Below are 12,117 nucleotides of genomic sequence, written 5' to 3'. Positions count from 1 at the left end.
GGGATGGGCGGGGGTCCGGTCGTCGTGGTTCACCGGGGCTGCACCTCCTGGGCGGGCTGGTCCGCGGCCGGGGCCGCGGCGTCGGCCGGGCGGAACACCTCGGCGATGCGGTGGCGGCGCTGTTCCATGCGGACCAGACCGAGGCCGAGGTCGGCGACGGTGTCGCGCACGATGTCGTAGGTCCCCTCGCCCTTGGCGTCCAGGAGCAGGATGTGGCCGGCGCCCGGGAGTCCTTCCTCGGTGCCGGCGTGGAGGGCGAGCCCGGCGGCGGTGAGCGCCTCGCGCAGGGCGGCCGTCCCGTCCGGGTGGCGGTCGCTGTCGGTGACCTCGATCGCGAGGGTGGCGGTGGCCTGGGTGAAGTCGCTGGTGGAGCTGGAACGCAGGAGCGTGCCGCCGTCGATGACGACGACATGGTCGCAGGTCCGCTCCAGCTCGCCGAGCAGGTGGGAGGTGACCAGCACGGAGATCCCGAAGTCGGTCCACACCCGCCGGATCAAGCCCAGCATCTCGTCCCGGCCGACCGGGTCGAGGCCGTTGGTCGGCTCGTCCAGCAGCACCAGCTTGGGGTCGTGCACCAGCGCCTGAGCGAGCTTGACGCGCTGGCGCATACCGGTGGAGTAGCCACCGATGGGCCGGTAGCGCTCCTCGTAGAGCCCGACATGGCGCAGGGTGTCGGCGGTACGCTCACGGGCCGCGGCGGGCGGCAGCCCGGACATGCGAGCCATGTGGACGACGAGTTCGGTGGCCGAGACGTCCGCCGGCAGGCAGTCGTGCTCGGGCATATAGCCGACCCGCTCGCGGATCTCGCCGCCGCTGGTGGCCACGTCCAGACCGAGGACCTCGGCGCGCCCCTCGGTGGCCGGAGAAAGCCCGAGCAGGATCTTGATCATGGTTGACTTGCCGGCCCCGTTGGCGCCGACGAGCCCGGTCACACCCGGTCCGATGTCGAGGGAGAGCCGATCGAGGGCGGTCACCCGGGGGAACCGCTTGGTGAGGCTCTCGGTAGCGATCACAGTCACAGAGACGACGGTAGTGGCCTGGGCCACACCCGTCGTCAGACCTGATGGGGGGATCGGGGTCCGCCTCCAGGCGTAGAGACCCGTAGGGGCGGCGGGGCCCCGCCGCGGCCGGCGGTCACGGCGGCACCGGCGATGTTTCACGTGAAACATCGCCTGCAGCGGGACGCGGTTCCCCCGCTTCGCCGAGTTATCCACAGGCTGATGCGCGGCCCTTGACGCCGCCGCCAGGCATTGTCACATTCATCAGTGGCACTATCGGCCGGGCGGTGCAGGTGCGGCGACGGCCCGGTCGGCATCCGGAGACGACGAGGGCGGGCGGATGGCATGACTTCCACGATCAGGGCGGCCACGGCACCGCCGGTGACCGGCGGCGCGAGAGCGCCGGCGGCGGCCGGGCTGGACGGCTTCCGCGCGGTGCAGCGGCTCGCTTATGACTGCGCCGAGGCCGTCGCGGCCCGGCTCTCTCCCGGGGTGACGGAGCGCGAGGCGGCCCGGATGCAGCGCGAGTGGCTGCGCGAGCGCGGGGTGCGCGACTGGTTCCATCTGCCATTCGCCTGGTTCGGCGACCGCACGGCGTTCGCAGGCTTCCGGATACCGCTGCAGTTCTTCCCCACCGACCGGAAGCTGGAGCCCGGGATGCCGTTCATCCTGGACCTGGCCCCGGTGTACCGGGGCTTCACCGCCGACGTCGGCTACTCCGGTTCGCTGGGGCTCAACCCGCTGCACGACCGAATGCTCGACGACCTGAGGGAGCACCGTGAGCTGATCCTGCGGGAAGTGCGCGAACGCAGGACCCTGCGGGAGGTGTACGAGGACGTGGACCGGCTGACGGTGCGGCAGGGGTACGCCAACCGGCACCGCGCCTACCCCTTCGGGGTGATCGCTCACAAGGTGGGGACGGTGCGGCGGCGGCGCTGGTCGCCGACGCTGTTCGGGTTCGGCGCCCAGGCCCTGCGCGGCCTGGCGAGCGACGCCCTGCACGGGCACCGCGACGGCTGGTCCCCGCTGTGGTCGCCGTACACCTTCTCCGACCACCCGCCGCAGCCCGGACTGTGGGCGGTCGAACCGCACCTCGGCTTCCGGGGTACGGGCGCCAAGTTCGAGGAGCTCCTGGTGGTCACCGACTCCCGGGATCCCGAGCAGAGCGCATTCTGGCTCGACGACGATCTGCCGCATGTGCGGCGCTGGGAGGCGGTTCGATGACGGCGCGGGGAAGCGGCCCGGTGGACGGTCCGGACAAGGGCGGCCCGGACAAGGGCGGCGTGGTGGACGCGGGCGCGGCGGGCCTGTTGCGCGGAGCCCGGGAGCGGGTGGTGCGTACCGGTGGGGTCGAGCTGTGCGTCGCCGAGCTGGGGGGCGCCGCCCGGCCCACGGTGGTGCTGGTGCACGGCTATCCGGACAGCAAGGAGGTATGGGCCGAGGTCGCCCACCGTCTGGCCGAGAGCTTCCACGTGGTGCTCTACGACGTACGCGGCCACGGGCGGTCCACCGCGCCCACGCCGCTGCGCGGCGGTTTCACGCTGGAGAAGCTGACGGACGACTTCCTCGCGGTGGCGGCGGCCGTGAGCCCGGACCGGCCGGTGCACGTGGTGGGGCACGACTGGGGCTCGGTGCAGGCGTGGGAGTTCGCGACGGTGCGACGAACCGAGGGCCGTATCGCCTCCCTCACCTCGATGTCCGGACCGTCGCTGGACCACTTCGGACACTGGATCAAGCGGCGGATGACCCGCCCGACCCCGCGCGCGCTCGGCCAGCTGCTCGGACAGGGCGCGAAGTCCTGGTACGTGTACGCGCTGCACACCCCGGCGCTGCCGGAGCTGGCCTGGCGCGGCCCGCTCGGCCGGCGTTGGCCCGCGCTCGTGCAGAAGCTGGAGAAGACCCCGGCCGACGGCTATCCGACGTCCTCGCTGCCGCAGGACGCGGCCCACGGCGCCTGGCTGTACCGGGACAACGTCCGCCCCCGGCTGCGCAGGCCGCGCCCGGACGCGTACGCCCATGTCCCGGTGCAGTTGATCACCCCCACCGGGGACGCGTTCCTCTCCGAGCGGCTCTACGACGGCCTGGACCGCTGGGCCCCGCAACTGGTGCGCCGCACGCTGGACGCCAAGCACTGGGTGCCCCGGACCCGGCCGGACCAGCTCGCCGGGTGGATCGCGGAGTTCGTCACCGCGCACGAGGAGCCGGGGGCCGAGCTGCCGGCGCCCGTCGCGGCGGGCCGGCCGTACGCGGACCGCTTCGGCGGGCGACTGGTGCTGGTCACCGGCGCGGCGAGCGGCATCGGGCGGGCGACGGCCTTCGCGTTCGCGGAGGCCGGGGCGCGGGTGGTGGCGGTGGACCGGGACGCCCTGGGCGCGGCCCGGACGGCCGAGATGGCCCAACTGGTCGGCGCGCCCGAGGCGTGGGCCGAGGAGGCGGACGTCTCCGACGAGCAGGCGATGGAGAAGCTCGCCGAGCGGGTCGCCGCCGCGTACGGCACGGTCGACGTGCTGGTCAACAACGCCGGGATCGGGGTGTCCGGCGCCTTCCTGGACACCTCTGCGGAGGAGTGGCGCAGGGTCCTGGACGTCAACCTGTGGGGGGTGATCCACGGTTGCCGGCTCTTCGGCCGGCAGATGGCCGAGCGCGGCCAGGGCGGCCACATCGTGAACATCGCCTCGGCGGCGGCGTATCTGCCGTCGCGTGCGCTGCCGGCGTACAGCACCTCCAAGGCGGCGGTGCTGATGCTCAGCGAGTGCCTGCGGGCCGAGCTGGCCCATCGTTCCATCGGGGTGACGGCGATCTGCCCGGGGATCGTCAACACCGGTATCACCTCCTCGGCGACGTTCGCGGGGGTGTCGGCGGAGGAGGAGCGGCGGCGGCAGCGCAGCTCGGCCCGCCTGTACGGGCTGCGCAACTACCCCCCGGAGAAGGTGGCGGACGCGATCCTGCGGGCGGTGGCACGCAACGAAGCGGTGGTCCCGGTGACCCCGGAGGCCCGCGCCGCCCGCCTGCTCGGCCGACTGGCGCCGGGCGCCCTGCGAGCCCTGGCCCGGGTGAAGCCGCGGTTCTGAGCAGCGGCGCGCCGACCGTGCCGGAGGCGGACCGGGACCTCCGCGGACGCGAGCCGTGAGCAGCACGGCTTCCGGGAGCCTAGGCACGAGCCGCGAAGGGCCCGGGTTGCGAACCAGCGGCCGCGGGGCCCGGGCTGCCAACCAGCGTGCCCGGGGCCCGGGCTGCGGACCGGCGGCCACGGGGCCCGGGTTGCGGACCGGCGGCCGCGGGCCGGGGGAGGAGTGGATGCGGCGAGCCGGGTTACGGTCGGCTCCGGGGCCGGCGGGCGGTCCGGAGGCGCTGAGGGAGTGGATGTGGAGGAACGGGCGGAGTACCGGATCGAGGATCTGGCGCACGTCAGTGGCGCCAGCGTCCGCACGATCCGCGCGTACCAGGACCGCGGCTTGCTGCCGAAGCCGGAGCGGCGCGGGCGGGCCAACGTCTACGGCGACGAGCACCTCGCCCGGCTCCGGCAGATCGCTGATCTGCTGGAGCGCGGCTACACCCTCGCCTCCATCAGGGAGTTGTTGGAGGCGTGGGACGCGGGGCGAGGGCTGGGCGGGGTGCTGGGCCTCGTCGCCGAGGTGCACGGGCCGTGGACCGACGAGCAGGCCGACCGCATCACCCGGGCCGACCTCGACGCTGCCTTCGGCGGGACGCCCGACGAGGACGCCGTACGGGAGGCCGTCGAGCTGGGCGTGCTGGAGCGGGTGCCCGGGCGGGACGACGAGTTCGTGGTGCCCAGCCCGCAGGAACTGGCCGTCGCTGTGGAGCTGTACGCGGCGGGGGTGCCGCTGACGGCGATCTCCGGGCACCTGCGGGAGCTGCGCGGCCAGGTCGAACACATCGCGGGGCGCTTCCTGGAGTTCACCACCGAGCACGTCTTCGCCCGCTATCTGGACCGGCGGCCGCCGACCGACGCCGACGCGGCGGAGGCCGCGGCGTTGGTGCGGCGCCTCCGGCCACTGGCGCAGCAGACCGTGGACGCGGAACTGGCGCGCGCCATGCGGACGCTGGCCACCCGCCACCTCCAGCGGCAACTGGCCACCCCAGGACCGCCGCAGGGGCCGCCGCGGGAGGGCGAGGACCGGCTGATGGCCCTGCCCTCGGGCACGGTCGAGGCGGTGACCCGGCTCGTGGGAGCGACGCACGCGTCGGCGTTCGTGACCGCCGCCGTCGAACGGGAGTTGCAGACAAGGAGGTTGGACGCCCTCGCCCCACGGGTCACGGCCACCGGCCACACCGGCCCGGAAGTTGGACAATCCGACTGACAGGGCGTCCGGTTGTCCACAGTGATCCACAACTGCTCTGTGGATAAGGCCCGTTACCTGTGGATCAAACCTCTCGGAGGCAAAAATCACGGGACGTTCCCTGTGAGCCCTGGCACACTGCCCCGATGGACGACAGACGCACCGTGAAGGTGTCGAAGTACCTCTCCCGGCATCTGCGCCACCAGCCCGCCCGTATCGGCCTCACCCTCGACCCGCAGGGCTGGGTCGCGATCGACGCACTCATCGCGGCGGCCGCACTCCACGGCATGCCCCTCACCCGCGCCGAGCTCGTCCACGTGGTCGCCGAGAACGACAAGCAGCGCTTCACCATCGACGGCGACCGCATCAGGGCCAACCAGGGCCACACCGTGCGGGTCGACCTCGACCTGGCACCCGCCACCCCGCCCGCGTACCTCTACCACGGCACCGTCGCCCGGAACCTCGACGCCATCCGGGCCGACGGGCTGCGGCCGATGGCCCGGCACCACGTCCATCTCTCCCCCGACCGCGAGACCGCCACCCGGGTGGGGGCGCGGCGCGGCCGGCCCGTCGTGCTGACTGTGGACGCCGGCGCGATGCACCGCGACGGACACGTCTTCCTCGTCAGCGCCAACGGCGTCTGGCTCACCGACGCCGTCCCCGCCGCCTATCTGCGCCTCCGCGGCTGACCACGGCCCGCGAGCGCCCTCCGTGCGCCCCCGTGCGCCCCCGAGCGCCGACGACGGCAGACGGCAGACGGCAGACGGCGGTCGGGGCGACGGGCCGGGCGTAGGGTCGGCCCCATGCGCCTCAGTACCGTGATCCTCCCCATCCACCGGTGGGCCGAAGGACAGCAGACCTGGCGGCGGGCCGAAGACCTCGGTTTCCACGCCGGCTACACCTACGACCACCTGTCCTGGCGGACCTTTCGCGACGGGCCCTGGTTCGGCGCGATCCCGACGCTGACCGCGGCGGCGACCGCCACCACCAAGCTGCGCCTGGGCACGATGGTGACCTCGCCCAACTTCCGCCACCCGGTGACGCTCGCCAAGGAGCTGATCTCGCTCGACGACGTCTCCGGCGGGCGCGTCACCCTCGGCATCGGGGCCGGCGGCACCGGGTTCGACGCCACGGCGCTCGGGCAGGAGCCGTGGACGCCGCGCGAGCGGGCCGACCGTTTCGCCGAGTTCACCGCCCTGCTGGACAGGCTGCTGACCGAGGACGCCGTGTCGCACGAGGGCGTCTTCTACTCCGCCGACGAGGCCCGCAACATCCCCGGCTGCGTCCAGCGCCCCCGGCTGCCGTTCGCGGTCGCGGCCACCGGGCCGCGCGGGCTGAGGCTCGCCGCGCGGTACGGGCAGGCCTGGGTGACCACCGGAGACCCGAAGCTGTACGAGGCGGGGACGCCGGAGCAGTCCGCCGAGGCGCTGCGCGACCAGCTCGGCCGGCTGGGCGCGGCCTGCGCGGAGGCAGGGCGCGACGCCGCCGACCTGGACAGGATCCTGCTCACCGGCTTCACCCCGGAGCGGACCGGTCCGCTCCAGTCCGTGGACGCCTTCGTGGACTTCGCCGGCCGTCACCAGGAGCTGGGGTTCACCGAGCTCGTCGTCCACTGGCCCATCCCGGACTCGGACTTCGCCGCCGACCAGGCCGTCTTCGAGAAGATCGCCACCGAGGCCCCGGCTCAACTGGGCTACGGCGGACAGGCCTGACACTTCCGCCGCCGCAGCTGAATCACCACGGATGACCGCGGGAACGGTCACCCGTGGTCGATCGCTACCCGACACGCGAGCACAGTGCGTTCCGAAACGGACACTGTCGATCACACGAGTGGCTCAGATGTGCGGGATCCTGCACGCACGTGCGGACGGGTGCGGGAGAATGGGGCGCGTGACCACACCGACCTCGNNCACCGACCTCGACGGAACGCTGCTGCGCGACGACAAGTCGGTCTCGGACCGCACCGTCGCCGCCCTGGCGGCCGCCGAGCAGGAGGGCATCGAGGTCTTCTTCGTCACCGGGCGGCCGGCCCGCTGGATGGGCGTGGTCGCCGACCACGTGCACGGCCACGGGCTCGCCATCTGCGCCAACGGCGCGGCCGTGGTGGATCTGCACGCCGGCGGCTCCCTGCTGGAGACCCGGCCGCTGGAGCGCCAGGTCGCGCTGGACGTCGTCCACACCCTGCGGCGGGAGGCGCCCGGCACCTCGTTCGCCGTGGACCTCACCTCCGGCGTCCACTACGAGCCCGACTACCCGCCGTTCTACCTGGACACCGCGGGCTCCATCGCGCTCGCCGAGAAGCTGCTGCACGAGGACGAGCCCGGCTCCGGCGACCCGGTGCTGAAACTGCTCGCCCTCCACCCGGAGCTGGATCCGGACGCCTTCCTCACCCTGGCCCGCACCGCCGCCGGCGACCGCGCGAACATCACCCGCTCCAGCCCCACCGCCCTGCTGGAGGTGAGCGGCCTCGGAGTCTCCAAGGCCAGCACGCTCGCGCTGTGCTGCGCCGAGCGCGGCATCTCCGCCGACGAGGTGGTCGCCTTCGGCGACATGCCCAACGACATCGAGATGCTGTCCTGGGCCGGCCGCTCCTACGCCATGGGCAACGCCCACCCGGACGTGGTCGCCGCCGCGTCCGGCCGTACCGTCGCCAACAACGACGACGGCGTGGCGCGGGTCATCGAGGACCTGCTCGCCGCCCCGGCCTGACCCCGCCCGACCCGGCGTACCGAAGAGCGGAAGGTCAGGCGACCGGGCGCAGCAGGACGCCGTGCTCGGCCAGCCACCGGACCGGGTGCACCGCGGAGCCCGCGTAGGGGGTCAACCGCACCTCGAAGTGCAGGTGCGGACCGGTGGAGTTGCCGGTGTCGCCGGAGCGCGCGATCGCCTGGCCCGTGGTGACCCGCTGGCCGGGGCGCACGCCCGGCGAGGCGAGATGGGCGTACTGCGCGTACCAGCCGCCCGGGTGCCGCACCACCACCTCCACGCCGAACGGGCCTCCGCAGGAGACCGAGTGGACCCGCCCCGGGCCGATGGACCGCACGGTGGTGCCGGGATCGACCGCGAAGTCCTGACCGGTGTGCCGGTGCGCCCAGTGCGCGCCGGCGTCGGCGAAGCCCGCGGACAGCGTGTACCGCTCGACCGGCGCCACCCAGGCGGGCCGCGCCGCACTGCCGCCGGCCCTTCCCGCAGGGCTGTCGGCGCTCGCGGCGGACCCGGTGCGCGGACCGCCGGCCGCGGACGGAGGTGCGGCGGGGGCCGCCCAAGGACCGTCGGGCGCGCCAGGACCGGCACCCGGTGCGGCCTCGGCCCCGGCCCGGATCTGCGGCGGCCGCGGCTCCCGGACCGGTACGTCGTCGGGCAGCGGTACGGAGGGCCGTGCGGGCATCGCGAGGGGTACGGCCGGCGGCGGCAGGTCCACCGAGACGTCCCCGGGGGCACCCGTGGTGGACGGGGCCGGTCCGGGAGCGGCGGCCGAAGCCCCGGAGTCAGGGAACGGCGGGGACAGCCGGATCGGGCCCGACTCCGGGAACGGCTCCGGCAACGGCATCGAGGACAGCTTCGGGGCCGGCTCGCGCCGCGGGGCGGGGCGGACAGGGGCAGCGGTGGCGCAGGGACGCGCGGTGCGCCAGCCCTCCGCCGCCGTCCGCAGCCGCGACTCCGCCCGCTCCAGCCGCGCCTCGACCCCCTGGCGGATCACCCCCAGCCTCGCCTGGCGCGCATGCGTTCGCCGCCAGGCCGCTCGGGCCGCGTCCTCCGCCCGGGCCAGTCGCCGCTCGGCGGTGCGGGTGTCGGCCAGCAGCACCGCCACCGCGCGCTGCACCCTGCGGGCCGCCTGCTCGCCGCGTACCGCGCTGTCCGGGTCGTCGGAGGTGAGCAGCCGGGCGGTGAGCGCCAGGGCGCCGCCGGTGCGGTACTGGCCCCGGGCGAGTGCGCCGACCCGGTCGTGCAGGTCGTCCACCGTACGGCGCTGGGCGGCCCGCTCCCGGTCCAACCGCCCGGCGAGCGCCCGTTGGACGGCGGCCTGGCGGCGCCCCTACTCGTACGCCTCGGTGGCCCGCGCGGCCTCTGCGTACAGCCTGGTCACCTCGGCGGCCGGACCGCCCGCGCCGGCGGGGGCGGTCGGGCGGGGGAGCAGGACGAGCAAGAGGGACAGCGCCACGGCGAACATCCTGGGATGGTCCCGCCGCCGGCCGCGGAAGCGCGGCAATCGGGCGGTGTCAGCGGTGTCATGGGGCCGACCGGACCAGAGCCGTTCCCTCGACCGGGGCACGGGCGTTTCGCAGGGGACTTTGGCCGGCTGCCGTCCGGTCCCTCCCTCCGCGTCCGTCGCGACGGGCGCGGAGGGAGGTTCCCCCGTTGTCGGCCCGGGCACCGCCCGGGCCGGCTCCGTGACGCCGGCGGTACGCGAGAGGCGATCGCACGTGACCGTCGGGTTCCGGATCCGCCGTCGATGCTTCTCCAGCGGTGGCCGATTGGCCAGGAGGGGTTCCTTCCGTCAGTCCGACTTCCGGAAAACCGGGCTCAGGAAATTCGACTTCCGGTAGAAGGGCTTCCCTACGGGGGGTGGACGAGGTATGAGCCGGAGGCTGGAGGTCAGGGCAGCCGGGCGGCTTCCTCCTGGCGGGTCTCCTCGGGCGGCGCGTCGCGGGTCCAGGCGATCCGGGCGGCGTGCTCCATCAGCGCGAGCAGGTCCGGCGGGGTGTCGTCGCCGTCGAGGTGGCGGAACTCGGTGCTGAGGGTGATCGCGAGCCGTTCCGGTAGGCCGAGTCCAGGGTAGCGGTCCTCCTCGATGAGCCGGTGCGCCGTCTCCAGCGCGCTCATGCCCCGGCCGTGCGCCACCCTGGCCTGGGTGGCGAGGTCGTCGAGGTAGCCGAGGTAGGAGCGCAGCCCGTCGGCGGTGAGCAGCGGGCCGTGGCCGGGGACGATCCACTCCGGGTCGAGGTCCAGGATCCGGCGGCAGGCGGCGGCGACGCGCGCCAGCGGGCCGGCCCAGTGCGAGGGGTGGTCGCCGGCGAAGACGATGTCCCCGGCGAAGACGGTCCGCTGCTCGGGCAGATGGACGACGAGGTCGCCGACGGTGTGCGCGGGGCCGACCTCGTACAGCTCCACGCTCGTCCCGCCGACCGCCAGGTCCTGCCGTCCGCTGAACGTCGTCGTGGGCGGCAGGACCGTGATGCCGGAGAAGTCGAACCGGCCGAAGTGGCGGCGGAAGTACCAGCCGAGGGGGTCGTCCGGGTCGGTGTCGTTGACCGCCGCGTGCAGTTGGGCCGGGGTCGGCTCCAGGCACTGGTGCTCCAGTGTGGCGCGGGTCGCGATGATCTCGGCGCCCGGCAGCCGCTGACTGCCCCAGGTGTGGTCGCCGTTGGCGTGCGTGACGACCAGCCGGTCCGGTGCGGCGCCCGGGGCGACCGCCCGGGCCGCGGCCAGGAAGGCGTCGGTGAGACCGGGCGTGTAGGGGGTGTCGACGATCAGCGCCTCGTCACCGAAGGCGATCAGGCCGCAGTTGGCAAGGCCCCAGGTCGCATCCCCGTCCGGCTGCCACATGTGAACGCCCGGAACGACCTGTCGGATGTGCGCAGTGGGTTCCATGAGCAGACATTGTGACCCGGCGGCCCCGGGGCGGGCGTCCTCAGCCGTGCGGCTGGAAGACGAGCAGGAAGAACCGCGCCCCCGGGCTGCCGAAGGGCTGCGCCGCGCACATCGTCACCATGCCGAGCTGGGAGCGGGTGTGCCGGTCGCAGCAGCGGTCCCTGGTGTCCTCGGCGCCGTCCTGCGGGACGAAGCCGGCGTGCCGCATCCGCCGGGAGTCGCCGTCGGGATGGACGTAGGCGACGCTGTGGTTGCGGTAGATGGGCCCGGCGACGGGGTCGTCGTTGACCTCCTGGTCGAGCTGCTGGAGTTCCTCGCTGTCGGGCCGGGCGGCCACGGCGGTACGCAGTTGGGCGGCGACCGGCTCGGCCCACCGCTTCTCCCAGTCGACCAGGTGGTGCTCGCGGGCGTCCTCGCGCAGCAGCATCCAGCGGATGAGGTTCTGCTCGGGCAGCCGCGGCGGCTCGCCCGGGGCCTGCGGGAACATCCGGATGAAGTCGTCGTTGGCGGCCAGCACGTTCCAGGCGACGTCGTTGATGTAGCAGGGCTGCCCGGAGACGTTGCTGACGGCGTGCTGCCAGGCCGGTGCGACGTTGGTGCCGGCGGTGGGGTCCATGGGGATGGGAGGCTCGTAGCCCAGGGAGTACACGTAGAGGGCGGAGCGCTCGCGCTCCTCCATCCGCAGTACCTTGGCGACGCTGTCCAGGAAGTCGGTGCTGGGGGCGGCCGTGTCACCGCGCTCCAGGTCGGCGTAGGTGCGTTCGGAGACGTACAGCGCCTGGGCCACCTGAGCCTGGGACAGCCCCTTGGAGCGCCGTCCGCGTCCGCTGCGCCGCAGCCAGCCGAGCTCGGCCGGGTCGATCTGCTGGCGCTTCCAGCGCAGGAGCTGCTGCAGGGCCTCCTTGTTGTTCACCTGGGGATCTCCTCCTGTGGAGCCGCGATGCGGCCGCCGGGGCCTCGTGGGCAGGGGGAGTTCGGGCCGGTGCGCTGCACGCTTGTCCCTCCCCGTCCCGCCCTCGTCAGCAGCGGCGCGCACCGCCGCTGCGGTCCGAGGCGGCGCCGGCTTCCGCAGCGGCCGCCGAAATGCGTCGACTGCGGTGAAACGTCGAGATGTCAACTGCGGTGAATGCTCGAACAGTCACCCTACCGTCACAGTCGAGAACTGGTCAGATCGTTTGCCGTCACATGCCGGTCGGGGTGTTCGGCCGCGGAGGGCCACTGGTTGA

General features: G+C 73.9%; 11 protein-coding genes. 6 read left to right on the top strand and 5 right to left on the bottom strand.

All coding sequences use genetic code 11. From position 1 onward, the window contains the following. Nucleotides 1-29: 29 nt before the first annotated feature. Nucleotides 30-1,013, bottom strand: coding sequence for an ABC transporter ATP-binding protein (locus C6N75_RS03670; protein ID WP_105867376.1), 984 nt, complete (start codon nucleotides 1,011-1,013; stop codon nucleotides 30-32). 330 nt (nucleotides 1,014-1,343) lie between these two features. On the opposite strand from C6N75_RS03670, the gene C6N75_RS03665 reads away from it, so the two are divergent. From C6N75_RS03665 to C6N75_RS03640, 6 genes are all read left to right on the top strand, one after another. Then, nucleotides 1,344-2,222: a M24 family metallopeptidase gene (locus tag C6N75_RS03665; RefSeq protein WP_105867375.1), complete on the top strand. Its 879-nt coding sequence runs from the start codon at nucleotides 1,344-1,346 to the stop codon at nucleotides 2,220-2,222. Then, nucleotides 2,219-4,069 carry an SDR family oxidoreductase gene (locus C6N75_RS03660; RefSeq protein ID WP_105867374.1) on the top strand — a complete coding sequence of 617 codons (1,851 nt, stop codon included), beginning with the start codon at nucleotides 2,219-2,221 and terminating at the stop codon, nucleotides 4,067-4,069. The genes C6N75_RS03665 and C6N75_RS03660 overlap by 4 nt, the downstream gene beginning before the upstream one ends. Before the next feature lie 288 nt (nucleotides 4,070-4,357). Further along, complete coding sequence (locus tag C6N75_RS03655; protein WP_105867373.1) at nucleotides 4,358-5,320, top strand: MerR family transcriptional regulator; 963 nt, start codon at nucleotides 4,358-4,360, stop codon at nucleotides 5,318-5,320. Between the two features lie 125 nt (nucleotides 5,321-5,445). After that, on the top strand, nucleotides 5,446-5,988 hold the full coding sequence (locus C6N75_RS03650; RefSeq protein ID WP_105867372.1) for an RNA 2'-phosphotransferase: 543 nt from the start codon (nucleotides 5,446-5,448) through the stop codon (nucleotides 5,986-5,988). A 114-nt stretch (nucleotides 5,989-6,102) separates the two neighbouring features. Then, nucleotides 6,103-7,011 (top strand): LLM class flavin-dependent oxidoreductase, encoded by a 909-nt coding sequence (locus C6N75_RS03645; protein WP_105867371.1) that lies wholly within the window; start codon nucleotides 6,103-6,105, stop codon nucleotides 7,009-7,011. Between the two features lie 169 nt (nucleotides 7,012-7,180). Then, nucleotides 7,181-8,008, top strand: a complete 828-nt coding sequence (locus C6N75_RS03640) for a Cof-type HAD-IIB family hydrolase (RefSeq protein WP_105867370.1) — start codon at nucleotides 7,181-7,183, stop codon at nucleotides 8,006-8,008. Between the two features lie 34 nt (nucleotides 8,009-8,042). On the opposite strand, the gene C6N75_RS03635 is transcribed toward C6N75_RS03640, so the two are convergent. The 4 genes from C6N75_RS03635 to C6N75_RS03625 all read right to left on the bottom strand — a co-directional run bounded on the left by C6N75_RS03635 (nucleotide 8,043) and on the right by C6N75_RS03625 (nucleotide 11,804). After that, nucleotides 8,043-9,260 carry a peptidoglycan DD-metalloendopeptidase family protein gene (locus C6N75_RS03635; protein WP_258177207.1) on the bottom strand — a complete coding sequence of 406 codons (1,218 nt, stop codon included), beginning with the start codon at nucleotides 9,258-9,260 and terminating at the stop codon, nucleotides 8,043-8,045. Nucleotides 9,261-9,335: 75 nt separating this feature from the next. Beyond that, nucleotides 9,336-9,461 carry a hypothetical protein gene (locus C6N75_RS31305; protein ID WP_258177206.1) on the bottom strand — a complete coding sequence of 42 codons (126 nt, stop codon included), beginning with the start codon at nucleotides 9,459-9,461 and terminating at the stop codon, nucleotides 9,336-9,338. Between the two features lie 434 nt (nucleotides 9,462-9,895). Further along, nucleotides 9,896-10,891 carry an MBL fold metallo-hydrolase gene (locus C6N75_RS03630; RefSeq protein ID WP_105867369.1) on the bottom strand — a complete coding sequence of 332 codons (996 nt, stop codon included), beginning with the start codon at nucleotides 10,889-10,891 and terminating at the stop codon, nucleotides 9,896-9,898. 40 nt (nucleotides 10,892-10,931) lie between these two features. After that, complete coding sequence (locus tag C6N75_RS03625; RefSeq protein ID WP_105867368.1) at nucleotides 10,932-11,804, bottom strand: MmyB family transcriptional regulator; 873 nt, start codon at nucleotides 11,802-11,804, stop codon at nucleotides 10,932-10,934. Nucleotides 11,805-12,117 lie beyond the last annotated feature (313 nt).

Origin of the sequence: Streptomyces solincola, from assembly GCF_002982015.1 — a bacterium.
GTDB lineage: Bacteria > Actinomycetota > Actinomycetes > Streptomycetales > Streptomycetaceae > Streptomyces > Streptomyces solincola.
The sequence above is the reverse complement of the archived record's forward strand: the minus strand, read 5'-3'. Positions and strand labels throughout refer to the sequence as shown.